This window comes from Caldicellulosiruptor diazotrophicus (assembly GCF_017347585.1).
Taxonomy (GTDB): domain Bacteria; phylum Bacillota; class Thermoanaerobacteria; order Caldicellulosiruptorales; family Caldicellulosiruptoraceae; genus Caldicellulosiruptor; species Caldicellulosiruptor diazotrophicus.
In genome coordinates, this window is record NZ_AP024480.1 from 1,574,188 (window position 1) to 1,594,552 (window position 20,365).

The 20,365-nt window shown below is 35.3% G+C and carries 22 protein-coding genes and 1 pseudogene; 4 read left to right on the forward strand and 19 right to left on the reverse strand.

The features are described from left to right. Nucleotides 1–104: 104 nt before the first annotated feature. From trmD to CaldiYA01_RS07685, 7 genes and pseudogenes are all read right to left on the reverse strand, one after another. Complete coding sequence (gene trmD, locus CaldiYA01_RS07655) at nucleotides 105–842, reverse strand: tRNA (guanosine(37)-N1)-methyltransferase TrmD (protein ID WP_207182786.1); 738 nt, start codon at nucleotides 840–842, stop codon at nucleotides 105–107. 2 nt (nucleotides 843–844) lie between these two features. Then, the gene (gene rimM, locus CaldiYA01_RS07660) at nucleotides 845–1,354 is read right to left on the reverse strand and encodes a ribosome maturation factor RimM (protein WP_207178435.1); all 510 of its coding nucleotides are present in this window, start codon (nucleotides 1,352–1,354) and stop codon (nucleotides 845–847) included. 49 nt (nucleotides 1,355–1,403) lie between these two features. Beyond that, a complete protein-coding gene (locus CaldiYA01_RS07665; protein WP_013290831.1) occupies nucleotides 1,404–1,637 on the reverse strand; it encodes a KH domain-containing protein in 234 nt (77 codons plus the stop codon). Nucleotides 1,638–1,665: 28 nt separating this feature from the next. Next, nucleotides 1,666–1,911, reverse strand: coding sequence for a 30S ribosomal protein S16 (gene rpsP, locus CaldiYA01_RS07670; RefSeq protein WP_207178437.1), 246 nt, complete (start codon nucleotides 1,909–1,911; stop codon nucleotides 1,666–1,668). 36 nt (nucleotides 1,912–1,947) lie between these two features. Beyond that, entirely contained in the window at nucleotides 1,948–3,279 is a 1,332-nt protein-coding gene (ffh, locus tag CaldiYA01_RS07675) for a signal recognition particle protein (protein ID WP_207178439.1), read from the reverse strand. Further along, nucleotides 3,272–3,622 carry a YlxM family DNA-binding protein gene (gene ylxM, locus CaldiYA01_RS07680; protein ID WP_207178441.1) on the reverse strand — a complete coding sequence of 117 codons (351 nt, stop codon included), beginning with the start codon at nucleotides 3,620–3,622 and terminating at the stop codon, nucleotides 3,272–3,274. The genes ffh and ylxM overlap by 8 nt, the downstream gene beginning before the upstream one ends. A gap of 280 nt (nucleotides 3,623–3,902) precedes the next feature. Continuing rightward, nucleotides 3,903–5,130 (reverse strand): annotated as a pseudogene (locus CaldiYA01_RS07685) (IS256 family transposase). A 356-nt stretch (nucleotides 5,131–5,486) separates the two neighbouring features. On the opposite strand from CaldiYA01_RS07685, the gene CaldiYA01_RS07690 reads away from it, so the two are divergent. Continuing rightward, complete coding sequence (locus CaldiYA01_RS07690; RefSeq protein ID WP_207178443.1) at nucleotides 5,487–6,215, forward strand: zinc metalloprotease; 729 nt, start codon at nucleotides 5,487–5,489, stop codon at nucleotides 6,213–6,215. 32 nt (nucleotides 6,216–6,247) lie between these two features. Continuing rightward, on the forward strand, nucleotides 6,248–6,988 hold the full coding sequence (locus CaldiYA01_RS07695) for a hypothetical protein (protein WP_207178445.1): 741 nt from the start codon (nucleotides 6,248–6,250) through the stop codon (nucleotides 6,986–6,988). A 223-nt stretch (nucleotides 6,989–7,211) separates the two neighbouring features. Here CaldiYA01_RS07695 and CaldiYA01_RS07700 read toward each other — a convergent pair whose 3' ends face one another. Genes CaldiYA01_RS07700 through CaldiYA01_RS07715 form a run of 4 tightly spaced genes read right to left on the reverse strand, consistent with a single transcriptional unit; the run spans nucleotide 7,212 to nucleotide 10,144 of the window. Beyond that, complete coding sequence (locus CaldiYA01_RS07700; protein ID WP_207178447.1) at nucleotides 7,212–8,039, reverse strand: ABC transporter ATP-binding protein; 828 nt, start codon at nucleotides 8,037–8,039, stop codon at nucleotides 7,212–7,214. A gap of 8 nt (nucleotides 8,040–8,047) precedes the next feature. After that, the gene (locus CaldiYA01_RS07705) at nucleotides 8,048–8,671 is read right to left on the reverse strand and encodes a hypothetical protein (RefSeq protein WP_207178449.1); all 624 of its coding nucleotides are present in this window, start codon (nucleotides 8,669–8,671) and stop codon (nucleotides 8,048–8,050) included. Beyond that, entirely contained in the window at nucleotides 8,658–9,020 is a 363-nt protein-coding gene (locus CaldiYA01_RS07710) for a GntR family transcriptional regulator (RefSeq protein WP_207178451.1), read from the reverse strand. The genes CaldiYA01_RS07705 and CaldiYA01_RS07710 overlap by 14 nt, the downstream gene beginning before the upstream one ends. Nucleotides 9,021–9,028: 8 nt before the next feature. Beyond that, on the reverse strand, nucleotides 9,029–10,144 hold the full coding sequence (locus tag CaldiYA01_RS07715; RefSeq protein ID WP_207178453.1) for a hypothetical protein: 1,116 nt from the start codon (nucleotides 10,142–10,144) through the stop codon (nucleotides 9,029–9,031). 164 nt (nucleotides 10,145–10,308) lie between these two features. Here CaldiYA01_RS07715 and gltX point away from each other — a divergent pair, with 164 nt between their 5' ends. Continuing rightward, on the forward strand, nucleotides 10,309–11,751 hold the full coding sequence (gene gltX, locus CaldiYA01_RS07720; protein ID WP_207178455.1) for a glutamate--tRNA ligase: 1,443 nt from the start codon (nucleotides 10,309–10,311) through the stop codon (nucleotides 11,749–11,751). 56 nt (nucleotides 11,752–11,807) lie between these two features. On the opposite strand, the gene galE is transcribed toward gltX, so the two are convergent. The 7 genes from galE to lon form a co-directional block, all read right to left on the reverse strand. Further along, nucleotides 11,808–12,791, reverse strand: coding sequence for a UDP-glucose 4-epimerase GalE (galE, locus tag CaldiYA01_RS07725; RefSeq protein ID WP_207178457.1), 984 nt, complete (start codon nucleotides 12,789–12,791; stop codon nucleotides 11,808–11,810). A gap of 32 nt (nucleotides 12,792–12,823) precedes the next feature. Then, nucleotides 12,824–13,993: a galactokinase gene (locus CaldiYA01_RS07730; protein ID WP_207178459.1), complete on the reverse strand. Its 1,170-nt coding sequence runs from the start codon at nucleotides 13,991–13,993 to the stop codon at nucleotides 12,824–12,826. Next, on the reverse strand, nucleotides 13,994–14,983 hold the full coding sequence (gene galT, locus CaldiYA01_RS07735) for a galactose-1-phosphate uridylyltransferase (protein ID WP_207178461.1): 990 nt from the start codon (nucleotides 14,981–14,983) through the stop codon (nucleotides 13,994–13,996). It lies immediately after the preceding gene. A 91-nt stretch (nucleotides 14,984–15,074) separates the two neighbouring features. Beyond that, nucleotides 15,075–15,950 (reverse strand): PocR ligand-binding domain-containing protein, encoded by an 876-nt coding sequence (locus CaldiYA01_RS07740; protein ID WP_207178463.1) that lies wholly within the window; start codon nucleotides 15,948–15,950, stop codon nucleotides 15,075–15,077. A 23-nt stretch (nucleotides 15,951–15,973) separates the two neighbouring features. Then, the gene (locus tag CaldiYA01_RS07745; protein ID WP_207178465.1) at nucleotides 15,974–16,390 is read right to left on the reverse strand and encodes a DUF523 domain-containing protein; all 417 of its coding nucleotides are present in this window, start codon (nucleotides 16,388–16,390) and stop codon (nucleotides 15,974–15,976) included. Beyond that, a complete protein-coding gene (gene yihA / locus CaldiYA01_RS07750) occupies nucleotides 16,387–17,001 on the reverse strand; it encodes a ribosome biogenesis GTP-binding protein YihA/YsxC (protein ID WP_207178467.1) in 615 nt (204 codons plus the stop codon). The genes CaldiYA01_RS07745 and yihA overlap by 4 nt, the downstream gene beginning before the upstream one ends. Before the next feature lie 17 nt (nucleotides 17,002–17,018). Next, on the reverse strand, nucleotides 17,019–19,346 hold the full coding sequence (lon, locus tag CaldiYA01_RS07755; protein WP_207178469.1) for an endopeptidase La: 2,328 nt from the start codon (nucleotides 19,344–19,346) through the stop codon (nucleotides 17,019–17,021). 83 nt (nucleotides 19,347–19,429) lie between these two features. Between lon and CaldiYA01_RS07760 the strand changes: the two genes are divergently transcribed. After that, entirely contained in the window at nucleotides 19,430–19,993 is a 564-nt protein-coding gene (locus CaldiYA01_RS07760; RefSeq protein ID WP_207178471.1) for a glycerol-3-phosphate responsive antiterminator, read from the forward strand. On the opposite strand, the gene CaldiYA01_RS07765 is transcribed toward CaldiYA01_RS07760, so the two are convergent. Continuing rightward, nucleotides 19,982–20,359: a DUF1667 domain-containing protein gene (locus CaldiYA01_RS07765; protein WP_207178473.1), complete on the reverse strand. Its 378-nt coding sequence runs from the start codon at nucleotides 20,357–20,359 to the stop codon at nucleotides 19,982–19,984. The two genes, CaldiYA01_RS07760 and CaldiYA01_RS07765, sit on opposite strands and share 12 nt — an antisense overlap. Nucleotides 20,360–20,365 lie beyond the last annotated feature (6 nt).

Here is a 20,365-nt window from a genome sequence, read left to right on the forward strand (position 1 = left end):
CCACTTTCCCTCCTTCCAGCAATAAGGATGTTCTTGCAAACCATGTTTGCAGAGGACCATGTACTTTATTTACAAGAAAAAAGCCCAAAAATGAACATGTGTAATTATAACACAATTTTTTGCGTCTCACAATATTTTATTAAAAATTCTCTGTCTTCGTCGGTAAGTTTAAAGTTTTCAAGCAAATCAGGTCTGTTTTTTATTGTTTTCAGTAAGCTCTGGTACCTTCTCCACTTTCTTATCTTATCATGGTCTCCGCACAAAAGTATCTCAGGAACTTTTTGACCTCTGAATTCAAACGGCCTTGTATACTGCGGATATTCCAATAGCCCTGTTGAAAAACTCTCTTCTTGAGCTGACTTTTCTTCAATAACACCCTTTACAAGGCGCGAAACTGAATCAATTACCACAAGCGCAGCATACTCTCCTCCAGTCAAAACATAGTCTCCTATAGAAATCTCATCTGTCACAATCATGTCAATTACTCTTTGGTCAATTCCTTCATAGTGCCCACATATTATTACAATCTCTTCTTCTTTTGACAGCTGCTCTGCATAGCGCTGAGTATATGTTTTGCCTTGAGGTGTAAGATAAATAACTCTGTGAGGTTTGGCTGGTTTTATACTCTCATATGCATCAATTATTGGCTGGGCAGTCATAACCATTCCAAACCCGCCGCCGTACGGATAGTCATCTGTCCTCTTGTGCTTATCCATGGTAAAATCTCGTATATTAATTGTTTCTATCTTTATCAACCCTTTTTGCTGAGCTTTTTTTAAGATGCTATAATTTGTCGCAGTCAAAATCACTTCTGGAAATAAAGTTAAAACTTTGAATACCATTTTCAATCTAACAACCCTTCAACAACCTTTATTTTCATATATCCCTTTTTGACATTAACCTCTTTTACAATGTCTTTCAATGCAGGAATCAGTAAATCTTTCTTTCCTATATAGCTGTCGCAAATGTAGACATCGTTGCTGCCAGTTTTCAAAACATCCTTTATTCTACCCAGTTTTCTGCCATCTAAATCATACACTTCAAGCCCAATGATATCGCATATAAAATAGGTGTCTTTCGGCAGTTTTTTGGCTCTTTCTCTTTCTATAACTATATACCTGTTTTTCAGCTTTTGTGCTTCATCTATGCTGGAGATTTCCTTGAACTTAATAATCACAATATTATCTTTTACTCTATACCTCTCAATTGTGAGCTTTGTTGAAAGGTTATCTTCTAAAAGAACATATTCAAGCTCAGAAAACCTGTCAACCTCATCTGTAAGAGGTATTACCTTCACTTCACCTTTAAGTCCAAAAGTGTTTACAATCTTGCCAACCTGGAGGTACTTATACATAATCTACCTCCTTTTTAAAAAAGAGTTAGGCAAGATACGCCTAACTCTTTTATTGTAGAATCTCAACTATAACTCTTTTGTTGTCTTTATTTGCTGCAGCTCTGACAACTGTTCTTATAGCTCTTGCTATTCTTCCCTGCTTACCAATGACCTTTCCCATATCTTCAGGAGCAACTTTAAGCTCAATAATTACTGACTGCTCACCGTGGATTTCGCTAACCTTTACCTGGTCCGGATTGTCAACAAGAGATTTTGCTATGACTTCAACTAAATCCTTTAGCATGACAAACTATCCCTCCTTTTAAAATGTTTTATTCAATTACTCCAGCTTTCTTAAGCAGAATTTTAACTGTATCTGTTGGTTGAGCACCGCATGATAACCATTTTTTTGCCTTTTCAACATCAACTTTGATGTCAGCAGGATTCTTCAAAGGATTGTAATAGCCAATTTCGTCAATTGTTTTTCCATCTCTCGGTGTGCGTGAATCTGCAACAACAATTCTATAAAAAGGATTGTTCTTTGCTCCCATTCTCTTAAGTCTTATTCTCACTGCCACTTCAAAATCACCTCCTCTTTTAAATTTTTTGATATATTACATGAAAGGAAATCTAAGTTTTCCTTTCTTGGCAAAGCTGGGATTTGAAAATTGCTTCATCATTCTCTTCATATCCTCAAACTGTTTCAGAAGTCTGTTTACATCCTGAACAGTGGTACCTGAACCCATAGCAATTCTTCTTTTTCTGCTGGAATTAATAATGCTTGGGTCTTGGCGTTCTTCTTTTGTCATGGAATTTATGATTGCTTCTATTTTTTTAAGTTCCTTTTCGCCAGCATCAAAATCCACATCACCTTTTAATTTAACGCCAGGTATCATGGAAATAATCTGAGATAAAGGCCCCATTTTCTTTATTTGCCTTAGCTGGTCTAAAAAATCTTCAAGAGTAAACTGCATACTTCTGAGCTTTTTTTCAAGCTCCTCAGCCTTTTTTTGGTCAATAGCTTCCTGAGCTTTCTCTATTAAAGTCAAAATGTCTCCCATTCCAAGTATTCGTGAAGCCATCCTGTCGGGATGAAAAACCTCTAAATCTTCCATCTTCTCGCCAATACCGGCAAACTTTATAGGCTTACCAGTTATTGCCTTGACAGAAAGTGCAGCTCCGCCTCGTGTATCACCGTCAAGCTTTGTCATAATAATTCCATCTATGCCAAGCTGCTCATTGAAAGCTGCAGCAACATTCACAGCATCTTGTCCTGTCATGGCATCTAATACAAGCAAAATTTCTGTGGGCTTTATTGCATTTTTGATTGCAACCAGCTCGTCCATAAGTTCTTGATTTATATGAAGTCTTCCTGCAGTGTCAACAATGGTAACATCGCATCTGCTTGCTTTGGCAAACTCGATGCCTTCCTTTGCTATCTTAACAGCATCTTTGCTGTTGTAATTTGCAAAACATTTTACTCCAGCCTTTTGTGCAACAACCTCTAATTGCTTTATTGCAGCAGGTCTGTATATATCACAGGCAACAAGCAAAGGGTTCTTGCCCTGCTTTTTTAAAAGCCCAGCAAGCTTTCCAGCTGTGGTGGTCTTACCAGAACCTTGAAGCCCCACCATCATATAGATAGAAAATCCGCTTGGTGAAAATGTAAGTTTTGTGTCACTTCCACCAAGAAGGTTTACCATCTCGTCGTATACAATCTTTATTACCTGCTGGGCAGGAGTAAGGCTTTCTAAAACTTCTTCTCCCACAGCCTTTTGTGTCACAGTGTTGATAAAATCTTTTACCACTTTGTAGTTTACATCAGCCTCTAATAGCGCAAGCTTTACCTCTTTCATTGCCTCTTTGATATCTTTTTCTGTAAGCTTGCCTTTACCTCTCAGCTTTTTAAATACATCCTGCAGTTTTTCAGAAAGACTACTAAACATCTTCTTGCCACTCCTGAATACTATTTATTATGTTCATAATCTCTTCATCTTTGTATCTTTCGTATATTCTCCTTAGTTTCTGTAGGACCTCTTCAATTATGCTCCTGTTTTTATAATACCTGTCCGCCAACTTCAGCTTTGCCTCGTACCTTTTTAAAGCTAATTCTGCTTTTCTAAATGCATCAAAAACACCCTGCCGTGATATGCCAAGTTCTTTTGATATCTCTCCCAAAGTTAAATCTTCATTTACATACAGTTCTATAATCTTTTTTTGTCTTTCGGTCAAAAAGTCCTTATAAAAATCGTAAAGAAGGCTCAAATATACCTTATTTTCTTGCTGCATTTTTAATTTCATCTCTCTGTAAAGCTTAAAAACTTGACACTATTATATGATAATAAACTTCTGATCTTTTGTCAAAAATTTTTTGTGATTAGATAGTGTCAGGTCAAGTCCAAATTTTTGTGTAAAATACCCTCTGGTTAGAATATAAGCTTTTTAGTATATTTTAATCGGTCGAATAAAATTCCATATGGTTTTTTGTAAATTATAATTTACCAATTATTACCTGTAAGCCTTAAAATATCTTCTACGCCCATTTACAAACTAACAGCCTTAAAAAAGCTCATTTCATCAAAACAATTTCTTTTCTAACACCTTCCTTCACCTTTTCCTGCCACTCAAAATACTCTCTCATCTGTAAGTACTTCCTCGTAGATAGCCATCTTTCATCCTGTTCCATTAATAAAGCACCTATTAAGCGAATACACGACTCTCGGCTAACAAATACCTTATCACCCTTTCTCGTCGACGAATTTCTCCATTCAGTCGCTCTAACATATCAGCCTACGCGCAGCCTCCTTCGGTATGGCTCTGGAAGTTCTAAAACTGCTATCGCGTCTTCAAATCCTTCTTCTAAAACTTCCATTGCTTTTGGGGCTTTATTTTTGTACTCTTCCAACACTTGATTTAACAACACCCTTGCTGTCTTTGCATCTGGAGCTTCAAATATAGCTCTTATCTTAGCATGTAGTTCCTTTTGTAAACCCTTCGGTGTCTTGTCAAGAATGTTTCTCATAAAATGAGTTTGACACCTTTGCCAGGTCGCACCTTGAAAATGTCGATAAATCGCTTGTACAAGCCCTTTATGATGATCTGAAACAACTAAATCGACTCCATGCAACCCTCTTTCCTTTAACCATGAGAAAAATTCTCCCCAGCTTTCTTCTGATTCGCTGTCTCCTATCATAACCCCCAAAACTTCTCTGTAACCTTCTTCATTTACACCTACACCAATTAGAAGACTTCTCTGTCGAACACGACCTTCTTCTCTTATCTTTACAACCATCGCATAGGCTTACACAAAAGGAAACTTCTTTTCTTCCAAAGACCCCGAATTCCACTGCGCAATTACAGGATCAAGATTTTTGCAAAGCTCTGAAATGGTGGATTTTGAAAACTCAGTCCCACATAACTCATAAGTAATTTCTTCAATCTTTCGTGTGGATACCCCATTTACCACCATCTCCATCAATGCCAATAAAAGCGCTTGTTCACTTCGCTGATAACGTTCAAAAAGGTCTGTAGTAAATTTACCATTACGCAGTCTTGGTACTTTCAAAGTCAAAGTCCCTACTCTGGTAATTAAATTCCTTGAATAATAACCGTTACGATAATCTTGTCTTTCCTCTGTCCTCTCGATAGGCTTAAGCCTTAATTTGTTCAGTAGCAAGATACGCTAAAATTTGATTAAGTATTGATTCTAATAACTTGGCTAATTTCTCGTCTTTTGTGCCTGTTGTAAAAAGGTAATGCAAAATTTCAGAATCTATGGTAATATTGTATTGAGCCATTCCTCATCCCTCCTGAAAGAATTTGGTTTTTGGTTCTTCTTAATTTCTATTCTAACCAGAGGGTGAGGGGTGGCTCAATCCCTTTTTACACAATTATATAGACTCAACTTAGTGTCAAGAGTTTGTAGAAAATATTTTATTATAAATTGCAATAATTATTAATGAAATAACACTTGACAAGTTTTTTTATTTTTTGTTATTTTTAATACGTAGTTTATACTAAAATTTTCTATTATAAGAGGAGTGTAATTGATATGTATTAGAAATTACACTATTATTATAATTAATTTTTTAAACTAATTACTTCTTTTTTAGTGAATTGATTAAAATATTTGCTGTTAAGGAGGGTAAAACTAATGATTAAAACTGTTCACAAAAAATGTTTTAATCAAATCAAAGTTCTCTTTTCAACAGTTTTAGTTATATTATCTACTTACTTACCAACTTTTACTTACCCACACGAAATATACTCGTACCCCATTAGATGGTATACTAAAATTACAGAAGATGGCAAAACAAAACTTTATTTAAAAGCTAATAAGGATTATTTAGAACAACCATTCTTAGAAACATATACATCTTCCTTAAGTAACTGGAATAATGCATGGAGTGCTAATGCAAATTATAATATTCACTCAGTTTCTCATATAAAATGTATTGATACAACATATTCAAATGCAAATCTTTTCTTTTGCTCAGCCTCAAAAGAATGGTGGCAACAATTATTTAATTACAGTTACCAGCAATACGAGTATGTAGCTCTCACAGAAAATTACAATATCTATGGAACTAAAATTGACTCTTCTACCGTTTCAAGTGTAGACAGAAATATTGGCAAATCTATTATATACTTAAGTCCCTACGTCACTTCGACTGCCTACAATTTTATTCAACGGAGAGGAATTTTAATGCATGAGATGGGACATGCAATTGGTTTGGGGCACCCAAATGGTACAGATTCCAGAAATCCATATTCAGCTCAAACATACGGAAGTATAATGGACAATTATTTTAATGAGGATTATCCTTCTATTCACGACGTATATGATATAGAGATAATGTATAATTTTAATTGCCGTTATTAAAAAATGTATTTGATAGTTTAGGAGGTAATAGTATGAAGAAAAGAATTAAAATAGGTATTCTAATTCTTTGTATTTTTTTGTTGTTATTACTACCTTACATGCTTATCAGATTTAAAAATACACACACAACAATTCAATATGAGAAACCTAAAATTTATATTGAGCCTATGTCTTCTGTAAGATTTCTTAATTTTGAATTTTGCGCAAAATATTCAGAGCTTATTATCGTTGGAAAAGTTATTAAAAAAGAACAAGTAGAAGAAACAATAACTGCACAACCTGGTACAAATGAATATGGAGTTGCGAAAGCAGCAGGCATACCTTTTGTTAAGACCCTGCCAAGACTTTATGTTACAGTTGAAGTTGAAAAGGTTCTTAAAGGCAAATTAGATGAAAAACAAATCGATGTAGGCTTTGTAGTCTTTGATCCGCAAAATCACTCTGATCTTTTTGCAATGAATCCTGGTGAAAAATTTGTGTTTGTTTTGACAAAAGGAAAAAACACAAGGCCTAATACCTGGTATGTAAATTGTCCCAATAGGTTTATATTCAAAGTGAACAGCAACAATACCGTATATCCTGCTTGTTGGTGGTATGATGAACGATATAAGAAGAAATATTTTAATATAACCTTAGATCAATTATCAGAAGAGTTCAAAAGAATAGATAAACTTGAAAATGTTCCTATGTATGATGATGTCCCAAAAGAGATATGGGAAAAGTACTACGAAGCAGAATCTGAATCGCAAACTAAAAGCTCTTCAGAAAAATAAAATATCTAAAAGGTGGGAAGTTTTAGCTTCCCACCTTTTAGTTAGCCTTAAAAACACAATTTTATATTAGTAAAAATTGGATGAGAATACAAGGAATATTGGCAGAAATTCTTTAATGGCTATGAACAATCTTTGTAATTTTATCCTAAGACACAATAGCAAAGTGAGCCGAACATTTCAGTAATTTTAAGGTATATTATACAGAATTTAAATCCGTTATCTGTCAATAACCACTTTTAATTTCCTGCATACCTTCTTTTCCTCTTAAATAGCCAATTATAATTTGATTTAATCGGGGATATTCTCCCATATCCTTCTCAGTTCTTGCTAAAACCTCACCGTCAAGCAAACCTATAACTTCTGCATCCTTCAAGTTTGCCATTGAAGAGACTATTCTGTGTTTTTGTTTAGCATCATCAATTGAATCGCAGTACAAAATTCTGCCATTTTTGATTATCGCAATATTTGTTGCATACTCTTCAAGTTCAAAAATCTCGTGTGAAGACACAATAACTGCTATATTTTTCTCTTGAACATATTGTTTTATAAGTTGTATCAACTCAAATCTTACAGTTGGGTCAAGGTTTTGAGTAGGTTCATCTAAAAGCACTAGCTCTGCATTTGTTGCCAATGCTAAGATAACAAGGATAAGCGTTCTTTGACCCATTGAAAATTTAGAAAGTTCTTGATTTGTACTAAACCCATAGCGCGAAAGAAAATTTTTGAAAAATAAATCATCCCAATTTGGATACAAGGCTTGATACATCTTACAGTAATCATCTAATGTCAATTTTGAAAAAACTTTTTTGTGCTCGGAAACAAATGCTATGTTTTTCTTTAAAGAAGGCTCAAAAGGCTTGCCAAAAATCAAAATTTCTCCGGTATCTCTGGAAGCTGCATTTATTATACACTTTAGAGTTGTCGTCTTACCAGCCCCATTTGGTCCAACAAGAGCCAATATCTCACCTTTTTGTACAGTAAAACTCACATCAGATAAAATTTGTTTGTCACCTATTCTCTTGCTCAAATTTTTGACTTCTACTACCATCATTTCAGTTCTCACCACCTTTTTTTTACATATGCAAAATAAGCAAAAAAACAAATCAGAGCAGCATACAAAAAGGCTAAAACTATGTTTTCCTGCTTTGTAAAGCTTATTAAACTATATGGATTAAAATCAGCTGCATTCAAATTAGTTGAGCCTAAATCTCCCAGCAAAGCATCTGAAATTGTTATTACAATACTCCAAATAAAACCATCATGTCCTAATGTCGTGAATAACATACTTATCCCGTAAATTGCTAAAAGCGCAATGATTGTTTTTAAAATAACCAATAACCCTTCTAAAATGGTCAGGTTATAGTATATTTTATCAGCTGCTGATGTTATTGAAATTATAAGAACTAAAAACATTAGATTATATAGGAAAAGCTCTCTTTTTGAGAACGGCAAAAAATACAAAAGCTCAACATTTTTATTCTTAATATCATTTACAAGCATTGCAGAACATAGAAGTATTATGCCAATAACTCTTATGGTAAAACTCGGTATAAACAATATTAGCGTGAAAAATAGTATTTGACCTGTTTTTTCTTTTAGTTCCTTTCCAATGTAAATATCCATTTTTGTTAGACTTTCTTCAATGTTAAAATTTAAAATTCTTGAAAATTCAAACCTCTTCATTTTTCCACACCTCCTCAAATAAAATCATGGCTGTGTAAAAATCTATTTGATGACTTTTAAGTTCCCTAACACACTCTTTTATTATCTCAATTATCTTTTTATCAACATCAATATCCTTCTTCACAAAATACCCAATCCCCTGTTCTGCTTCAATAAAACCTTCGGCTTTTAGTTTTTCCAGTGCTTTTAAGACTGTGTTTATATTCACATCAAAAATTGCCTGAAGTTCTCTCACAGTTGGAAGCTGTGAACCTTGCTGAATATTTCCAAGTATTATCTCTGATTTAATCATGTTGACAATCTGCACGTATGCAGGAACACCGCTGTGTTTATCAACTTTTCTCAGCATTTTAATCATCACTCTCTCATAAGTTTTACATAACCTGAAGTTTTGGTTGTAACAGGTGCACTGTAAAGGTTATTGATTTTTACAATACCACCTGTTGCTTCAATGTTCAAAATGCCCTTTTCATTTTCGTTATTTAAAATATTAATTGAGCCATTCAATCCTGTTGCATTAATATCAAACTCCTCAAACCTTGCTTTTGCCCTGATATTCAATCCTGTTGAATCAATTTCAATTTTGTCAAATATCAACTGTGAATTTATATCTGCTCCAGAAGAATCAATCTTCAAAGTCTTCCCCTTAAAATCAGCTCTCAGCTCAAGCCCTGCACAGTCTATAGAGATATCATCTGTTGCTTCAATCTGCCCTTGAATAAAGCTGCCATCTGAATTTACTGTTAGATTTTTGAACTTCCCATCACCTCTTGTTTTTAGCCCTCTACAGGAAATTTTTACATTTCTCAAAGATTTTGTACCAAGTCTTATTTCATATGTTGTATCAAATTCTGTATTTCTGTCAAAGACTTTCAAAGTTTTTCCTGAAACTTTTGTTTTGAGCACTGAAGGAAAATAGATGGTATCTTCATCATCAATGAATTCTAAATCTATTCCGCCTGAACAGGTAATTACAATTTCATCAAAATTCTTAATTGACATATCCTGGTCTGCAGAATAAGTAATTAAATGATAAACCTCAATAAAGCCGCTGCTGGTAATCACATCAGAAATTATTTGTGAAATACTTTTTGATAACCCAGAAAACTTATAATCTTGCTTATCAGAAGAATAGTAGTGAAGTTGAGATATAATTAAACCAACAATAACCAATGTGACTAAGGCTACAGCAATAACCATTCCAAAAGAGGTTTTCTTTATTGGAAAAATACTAAATAAAAACAAAATGCAACTTAGTACAAATAAAACCTTTAATGCAGTCCATGGAAAAATCCATGCAAATAAAATTGAAAGCAGTGATAAAACAAGTCTCACTGTTTGGCTTGTGTGAAATTTTTTAATCTGAAATATGTTAGAGCTATTTTTGGATATAAGATAGAAAAGCCCAAGTACAATGAAAAAAATGACCACCAGCAAACCAATAAGTCCTAAAACATTTTGATTGAAATGCATAATCTACCCTCCTGTTTGATTTTTATAGTGTTATATAATTATATAACACTATGATTTGAGTTTGTCAAGAAGATGTATTTACTTTTTATTTTTATGTTATAATACAATCTGTCACAAAACTAACACTGAACCAAAATAAAGCTTTAAATGAAAGGAGTAAAAAGATGGTAAGAGTTAGATTTGCACCAAGTCCAACAGGTCAGCTTCACATAGGTGGTGCAAGGACAGCACTTTTTAACTATCTATTTGCCAAAAAACACAATGGAAAATTTATTTTACGTATAGAAGATACTGATTTAGAAAGGTCAAGAGAAGAGTGGGCAGAAGGTATTATGAAAAGTTTAAAGTGGCTTGGAATTGAATGGGATGAAGGTCCTGATGTGGGCGGTGACTTTGGACCGTACTTTCAATCTCAGAGAAAGGAAATCTACCTAGAATACATTAAAAAGCTTTTAGAAGAAGGAAAGGCTTATTACTGTTTTTGTACACAGGAAGAGATAGAAAGAGAAAGGGAAATTTCAAGGCAGCAAAAGATACCGTACAAGTACAGTAAAAAGTGCAGGAATATCAGTTTAGAAGAAGCAAAAAAGAGAATCGAAAACGGTGAAAAAGCAGTTGTTAGAATAAAAGCACCGGTAGAAGGAACAACAGTTGTGCATGATATCATTCGTGGAGATGTTGAATTTTCAAATGACCAGTTAGATGACTTTATAATCTTAAAGTCTGATGGAAATCCAACATACAACTTTGTGTGCGTAATTGATGATTATCTTATGAAAATATCGCATGTTATAAGGGCTGAAGAGCATCTTTCGAACACCCCAAAACAGCTAATAATATATGAAGCCTTAAATATTCAGCCGCCGCAGTTTGCACATGTTCCAATGATTTTAGCACCTGACAGAAGCAAGCTGAGCAAAAGACACGGTGCAACTTCAGTTGAAGAGTTTTTTGAGAATGGATACTTAAAAGAAGCAATTGTCAATTACCTTTTGCTCCTTGGCTGGTCACCTGGCGAAGACAGAACCATTATCTCCCTCGAGGAAGCTATACAGAAGTTTGAACTTGAAAAGGTTTCAAAAAATGCAGCTATTTATGACATAAATAAGCTAACCTGGATAAACGGGTATTACCTTAAAGAAACAGATCTTGATGATTTGTATGAGAGAATGAAATATTTTTATTCCAAAAAAGGAATTGATATATCAAGCTTTGATAAAGAATATGTAAAATCTGTTTTAAAGCTGGTGCGCGAAAAAGTCAAAACACTTGTTGAAGTAGTTAGTGCAAGCACTTACTTTTTTGATCCCAACTATGAATATGAACAAAAGGGTGTAGAAAAATATTTTACGGCTGATAACCTAAAATGCCTTCAACTTCTTCTTGGTGATTTAAAAAATGTACAACCTTTTTCAGCAGAAGAAATTGAAAAACTTGTGAGGTCAAAAGCTGAAGAATTTAATACAAAAGCTGCAAATCTTATTCATACAATAAGGATGTGCATAAGCGGAAGAACTGTAACACCTGGTCTTTTTGAGATGATGGAAGTTCTCGGTAAAGATGAAGTAATAAATAGAATAGAAAAAACACTTAAAATATTTGCGTAAATACAAAAAGGGTTGGAAGGAAAAATGCACAACTTCTTCCAACCCTTTTTCTTTGTTTATTCTTCATATCCATGGGGATGTGTTGAATGCCATTTCCACGCTGTAGATATTATTGTCTCCAAACTATTATATTTCTGCTGCCACCCAAGAAGCTTTTGGGCCTTCTGTGATGATGCAACCAAAATTGAGGGGTCGCCTGCTCGTCTTGGTCCAATTTCATATGGGATTTTCTTGCCAACAACTTCGCTTGCCTTTTCAATTACCTCCATCACAGAAAATCCCATCCCATTTCCTAAATTAAATATTTCACTTTTATTGTTTTTCTCCAAATACTCCATAGCTTTTAGATGCGCATCACAAAGGTCAACAACATGAATGTAGTCCCTTATACAAGTACCATCTTTTGTATTGTAATCATTACCATATACAATAACCTTTTCACGAATACCAAGCGCTGTTTGGAGCACAATTGGAATAAGGTGTGTCTCAGGATTGTGGTCTTCTCCAATAATCCCGTCGGGGTGGCTACCTGCAACGTTAAAATACCTCAGTGAGACAAATTTTAGCCCATAGGCAATATCCATCCATTTTAGCATCTTTTCAATTGCAAGTTTTGTCTCACCGTAAGGATTTGTAGGCTGGGTTTTGTCCTCTTCAAGTATGGGGATGTTTTCCGGTTCTCCATAGACGGCAGCTGTTGAAGAAAACACAAGTTTTTTTACATTGTGTTTTATCATTGTGTCAACAAGGTTAAGAGTACCATAAACATTGTTATAGTAATACTTTATAGGATTCTGAACGCTCTCTCCCACCAAAGAAGACGCAGCAAAATGGATAACTGCCGAGATGTCATTTTCAGCAAATACTTTTTCCAAAAATTCTTTATCTTTGAGGTCCCCATTATAAAACTTTCCACCTAAAACAGCTTTCTTGTGACCTTTTTCAAGATTGTCAATAACCACAACATCATATCCCTTTTCAATCAAAAGCCAAACCATATGGCTTCCAATATACCCTGCTCCACCTGTAACCAAAATCATTTCTTATCAATCCTTTCTTTTTTAAAGAATTTTTAAATTTCTATCTCCCTAGCTCCATCGTCAATCTCAAATGTGTAAAAGTGAGCTTTGAGACCTGTCTTTGCACGGTAATTTTCCCCTACTTTTCTTACAAACTCTTCTATAGCATCCTTATGAACAATTGAAACTGTGCAACCACCAAAACCAGCACCTGTCATTCGTGTACCAATTACACCCTCTATTTTCAGAGCTTCATCAAAAAGTGTATCAAGCTCGAGTCCTGTTACCTCATAGTCGTCTCTTAGCGATATATGAGATTGTATCATAAGCTTGCCAAAACCTTCAAGGTCTCCCTTCTGCAAAACATCAATGGATTTTAAAACTCTGTCGTTTTCGTACACAACATGTCTCACTCTTTTTAGGATTATTTCATCATCAATTAAATCTTTGTACTTTTCAAACGTCTCAACGTCAAGCTCGCCAAGGCACGAAATGTTAAGTTCCTTTTTCAAAAGTTCAAGCCCTTTTTCGCACTGAAACCTTCTTTCATTGTATTTTGATTCTGCAAGACTTCTTTTCTTGTTAGTGTTGCTGATGACAATCTTGTAATCACCAAGTTTTAAAGGTACATACCTGTACTCCATGGTGCGTGTGTTGAGAAAAATGGCATGGTCTTTTTTCCCAAGACTTGAAGCAAACTGATCCATAATACCACAGTTTACCCCTACAAACCTGTTCTCAGCCCTCTGACATATAAAGCTAAGCTTGAGCCTGTCAATTGGCTTGTTATTGAATAGGGAGTAAACTGCAATTCCAGTTGCACACTCAATTGCAGCAGATGATGAAAGCCCTGCTCCGTGCGGTACAGTGTCGTGAAAGAGCATGTCAAGACCTCCAACTTCATATCCTGCCTCTTTTAGCTCCTTTATAACCCCAAGTTGATAGTTCCCCCACCTGATATTTTTATACTCATCAATCTTATCGATGTCTGCTTCAACAAGCTCTTTTAGGTCTGTTGCATATAAGCGAACTTTTCTGTCGTTTCTTTTTCTGGCAAGAACGGTGGTACCAACATTAAGTGCCGCAGGGAAAACATACCCACCGTTGTAGTCTGTGTGCTCACCGATTAGGTTTACTCTCCCACTTGAGAAAAAACACCTGATAGGCTCATTATTTTCACCATATACATCTTTGAACATCTTCAAAAGTTCTTCAATCTTCATTTACTTGATTCCTCCTTGCATCTTTTGCAAAAATCTTTTATAAGCCTGTCTCAGCTCTTCTGCCTTTTCCTCTGGCGAGGTGGTATTACACGGTGCCCATGCCCCTGTTTCACTCGATGCATTGAACTTTTGCTTATCTTTTGACCGCATGGGCGGGTAAAACTCTACATGAAAATGATAAAACTTTGAATAATCCTCATCGACATTGACAGGAAGCTGATGCATACACATCATGTACGGGAACTGATAGTCAAAAAGACTGTCCAATGTTCCTGTTGTCTCTTTTAATATCTTTGCAAAGCTGTCTTTTTCTTCTTCTGTAAGGCCAGAAATAACCTCCACATGTCGTTTTGGAGATATAAACACACCATAAGGATATTCAGTAAAGAAAGGTAGGTATGTTACAAAATGGTCGTTTTCTATGATTATTCTCTTTTTAAACTCCATCTCTTCTCTGTCAATCCTGCAGATTAAACACTCACCATGATCTTCATAGTACATCTTAGCACTTTCAAGTTCACGCAAGATTTTTAGTGGTATCCATGAATATCCATATATCTGACCATGTGGATGCGGCATTGTTACACCCACTACCTCGCCTCTGTTTTCAAAGATGAATATAAACTTTATGTTTTTATCTTTCCTTAAGGTTTCAAATCTTTCAACCCACAGATCCACAAGCTTTCTTATATGAGAGATCTCAAGCTCAGGCAGTGTTATGGTATGATTTGGAGAATATAAAATCACCTCACATTTTCCATATGCAGGTGCAACCTTATAAAAAGATGTAGCAACATCATCTGGTTGTGGTGGATTTTGCATTAAAGCTGGAAAGTCGTTATCATACTCTAAAACATCATAACTTTCTGGAACCTTGCCAGAACCAGGGCAAAACGGACACCAATCTTTGGGCATCTGAGGTCTTTCCTGTCTGTGAGATGCAATCATTACCCAGTCACGCAAAAGAGGATTCCATCTGAGTTCTGCCATTTTTCTCCCCCACATCAAATAAAATTTTTTCTTATTTCCTTCTAATTTTCATTCTAAAAAAAAAGAAGTGCAATTTAAATGCACTTCTTTTTTATGTATTAGCATTTTTTTTAGGTGTATCATAAATATATTTATCCTTCTTGTAATTCATAGGAGACACTCCATACTTTCTTTTAAACAATCTGCTAAAATAGTTCTGATCTTCTATTCCAACCATTTTTGAGATTTCTCCAATTGGAAGGTCTGTTGTTTCTATGAGCTCTTTTGATTTTTTGAGTCTTATATTGATTAGGTATTCCTTAAATGTTACACCAAGTTGCTTTTTGAAAAGATAACTTAAGTAAGTTGGTGACAAGTACACCATTTTTGCCAAATCGTCAAGTGTTATCTCCTCCATATAATGGTTTTTGATATATTCTATTATCCTTTCAATTGACGAAAGAGAAGAAATTCTTATCATCTCTGAGTCTATAATGTATTTTGCCACTATGTGCATCATATCAAGTACACTTTTCAGTTTTTCCTGGTCTATGAAAGTTAGCTTGAAAAAACTCTCTCTTGCTCTTTGTACATCAACTGGTTGACCGTCTAATTTCTTTGCAATTTGTTCCCACATCTTTTCTGATGGCGGCTCTAAAAGAATCTGACCAATAAAAAGTGAACCTATATAGCTTGTGTTGAAAAACAGAGGAATAACAGCCTCAATAAGTCCCATGTGACACTTATAAACATAAATACCTTTTTTCTTTTGAGCAGTCTGGGCACCACTTATATCAGATTCTCTGCACGCTTCACCATTTTTGTAATAGTTTTTCATAATGGTGCAGAACTCGCACGTGCCTTTCTTTTTATTCTCAACCCAATTGTTGTCAGCTGTCAAAAAGTTTGCTGAGATTCCTGTGATGTAAGAAAAGTTGTCTAAAACCGAAATCAAATCGTCATACTTGATAATCTCTTTATAATCCATACCAATTTACACCCTCTATAATCTTAATCAATACAGACCACTTTGATATCATTTCGCATGAAAATATCTGCTGTGATGCCATTCCCTTCAATCAGTTTTCTTGAAAAGCTTCCGTCATAGATTTTGCCACAGCCACAAGAAGGACTTTTAGACTTTAAAAATGCAATCTGTGCACCGAAAAACCTTGCAAGTTTTAAAGCCTCATACGCACCTTTATAAAAATTATTGGTAAAATCCCTACCTGTTAAATCAATAACCCTGCCATCTTTTATCTCACAGGGATTTCGTGGTGTTGGAAGTCCACCAAGCTGTTCAGGACAAATGGGAATAAGAATGTACTCATTTTTCAATCTTTCAACAACTTCTTCTCTTAAATTGTTTGTCCCATCATATTTTGTGTTAAGACCTATAAGACAGCTGCTGATGATCGCATACCTCATTTTTTACCCTTCTCCTGCAATATTGCCTCTTCCATAAACTTAATTATAGCATACTGGACCTGTTTTACTCCCATACCAGATTTGGCAGAAAATTGGTAAAATAGTTCCTTTTCAATCCCCAGTTCTTTTGAAATAAGCACTGTATTTTTTGCAAGTTCATTATTCGAAAGTTTATCACACTTTGTTAGAACAATCATTATTGGAATTTCTTTTTTGTCAAAAAAGCCAAGCATTATTTTATCATCTTCTGTGGGAAGATGTCTTGAATCTAAAAGTAAAACAGAAAGTTTTAGCTCCTGCCTTTCAAGCAAGTACTCCTCAATCATTGTTTTCCATCTTCGTTTTTCCTCTTTTGAAACCTCGGCATAACCATAACCTGGAAGATCTACAACCCTGAACTTGTTGTCTATATTGAAAAAATTGATTGTTCGGGTTTTACCTGGGGTTGACCCAACCTTTGCAAGCTTGTCTTTGAACACGGCATTTATAAAAGAAGATTTCCCCACGTTTGACCTTCCGCATATGCACATCTCTGGCATTTTAATCGGCGGATAGTCTTCTTTTTTCACAGCAACCTTTTCAAGCCTTGCATTTGAAAGATTGATTTTCAAATTAATTTTCACCCCCTTTACTTTACAATCGCAATATTAAATACCTCATCAATTGTCTTTACAAATATAAAGTTCATATCTTTCTTCACATAGTCTTCAAGCTCATCCACATCCTTTTTGTTTTCAAAAGGAAGAATAACGTTTTTTATACCCACTCTTTTTGCTGCTAAAACCTTCTCTTTTACACCGCCAATTGGAAGTACTCTGCCGCTTAAAGTAATCTCTCCTGTCATAGCAATATCGTATCTAACCTTTCTCTGTGAAAGTGCTGAAACCATTGCAGTTGCCATTGTTACTCCAGCAGACGGTCCATCTTTTGGAATAGCACCTTCTGGAACATGAATGTGAATATCACACTCTTTGTAAAAGTTTTCGTCAATCCCAAGTTCTTTGGCCCTTGACCTTATAATGCTCACAGCTGCCTTTGCTGACTCTTTCATGACATCTCCAAGCTGGCCTGTGAGCTCCAATTTGCCACTCCCAGGCATCACAAGCGCTTCGACATAGAGCGTCTCTCCGCCAAAAGGTGTCCATGCAAGACCTGTCACAATTCCAACTCTGTCTTGCTCAATCAGCTCATCTCTTCTGTACTTTCGAACACCTAAATACTTTTCCAAATTTTTTTGAGTAACTCTTACAATTTTCTTGTTTTCTTCTAAAATCTCTTTAGCAACTCGTCGGCAAAGTCTTGCAATTTCTCTTTCTAAGTTTCTTACACCAGATTCGCGCGTGTAGAATGTTATTACATCTCTAATAGCTTCTGTTTCACATCTTAGCTGAGATTTTTTGAGCCCATTTTGTTCCATCTGTTTAGGCAAAAGATACCTTCTTGCAATCTCAAGCTTCTCTTCTTCAGTATATCCTGTAATCTCAATCACTTCGAGCCTGTCAAGCAAAGGTCTTGGGATTGTTTCAAGTGTGTTTGCTGTCGCAATAAACATTACCTCAGATAAATCAAAAGGAATTTCAATATAATGGTCGCGGAATGCAAAGTTCTGTTCACTGTCCAAAACCTCCAAAAGTGCTGATGCAGGGTCACCTCTAAAATCGTGTGACATTTTGTCAATTTCATCTAAAAGTATAAGAGGGTTTTTTGTCTTTGCCTGACGAAGAGCATAAATAATTCTTCCTGGCATTGCCCCAACATAGGTTTTCCTATGTCCTCGTATCTCTGCTTCATCCCGAAGACCACCAAGTGAGATTCTTACATAATTTCTGTTAATTGCACGTGCTATCGACTTTGCAATTGATGTCTTTCCAACACCAGGTGGTCCCACTAAACACAAAATAGGTCCTTTCATATCGTTTTTTAGTTTCCTTACAGCAATATACTCAAGTATTCTCTCTTTAACTTTTGTAAGTCCATAATGGTCTTCATCAAGCACATTTTTGACCACATTTATATCAATTTTCTCAACACTTCTTACATTCCATGGAAGGTCAACAATCCAGTCAAGATACGTTCTTATAACCCCAACCTCAGGCGAGTTTGGAGGCAATTTCTCAAGCCTATCTATTTCTTTGAACACCTTTTGAAGACTTTCCTGACTCAGTCCAAGTTTTCTGACCTGCTCTCTATATTCCTCTGCCTCAGAAAAAAGACTATCTTTTTCCCCAAGTTCACTCTGGATTGCTTTAAGTTGTTCTCTCAGGTAATATTCTTTTTGAGTCTTATCTATCTGTTTTTTAACTCTAATAGCAATTTTCCTTTCAATCTCAATTATTTCTTTTTCTTTTAATAACGTCTCATATAGCTTTGCAAGTCTTTCTTTCAAGTCAACTTTTTCAAGCAAAAGCTGCTTATCTTCAAGCTTTACAACAACATTTGCGGCTATAACATCTGCAAGCTGGTCAGGGCTTTGAATTGTGGTGACAGACAAAATAGCATCAGGAGGAATTTTGTTTGTAAGTCTTGCAAACTCTTCAAATGCTCCAACCACATTTCTTATGAGTGCCTCTAATTCAGGGTCATCTTCTAATTTAACCTCACTTTCTTTGTACTCTTCAACCTCAACTAAAAAATATGGGTCTGTTGACAAATATTTTATTACACGTGCTCTATAGAGCCCTTCAACAAGTATCCTTGAAGTATCGCTTGGCAGTTTTAACATCTGCTTTACCTTTGCAACTGTGCCAAACTGATACATATCATCTGGTGCTGGTTCTTCTTGTTTGGGGTCTTTTTGAGAAAGAAGTAAAACAAGCTGGTCGTTTTCCATGGCTTGTTCTAATGCCTTAAGAGAAATTTGTCTTCCAACATCAAAGTGAAGCATCATGTATGGAAAAACCACAAGCCCACGCAGAGGAATCACTGGTATTGTTCTTGTAGATACTGTACTGCTCAAATTTTATCTGCCTCCGTTTTTATAATTTTATTTCAGGGTGTATAATTATATTAAAAACTCTTTAAAAGGAGCTAATTGCCATGATGGAAAACTTGATAGACAAACTTATTCAAAATCCTATTATACCAGCTATAAGAGACAAAGCAATACTTGAATATGCAATAAACTCTGAGTGCAAAATCGTTTTTCTTCTTCACTCATCTATTTTAACCATTAAAGATGAAATTAATATGATAAAACAGAAAAACAAAATAGTCTTCGTCCACATAGACCTAATTGAAGGTGTGGGAAAAGATGAAAAAGGGATCGAGTTTTTAATAAACTGCGGTGCTGATGGTATTATATCAACAAGACAAAACTTAATCAACTATGCCGCTTCTCTTTTTATACCCTGTGTTCAAAGAATATTTTTGATAGACTCTCAGTCAATAACATCCGGTCTTAAGATAATTGAAAACTCCAAGCCAACACTAATTGAGGTGCTACCAGGTGTAATACCAAAAGCAATACAAAGGCTGGCCATTTCTACCACAGTCCCTATCATCGCAGGAGGAATGATTGAGACAAAAGATGAGATAATTCAAGCTCTGTCTTCAGGAGCTGTAGCAATCTCAACAAGCAAACATACTCTTTTTTCAATTATCTAATGATTCTTTTTGACCAACTCTTCTTGTTGTAACAACATCAGCACCAGTATCAAGAATATTTTTCACAATCACACTTCCTATCTCAACTGGTGCTAAAACCTCTATGCCTTTTAAGATAGAGATAGCTTCAAAAATCTTCTCCTTAGGAATAGGTTTGGTTGTTCGAACAGGTACAAACTCTATCTCACCACTTTTAACATGGACTGTGGTTGTAAGAATTCTTTTAGGGTTTGTAAACTCTTCTTTTGCCCACTTCATCCCTCTTGTGCACCCAAATCCGACAAACTCAAAAGTACCGCCTTGCTCCTTTTTTTCAATTATGCAGCCTCTCGGGCAAAGAATGCATGTGACTTTATTTTTCTGCATCTTGGC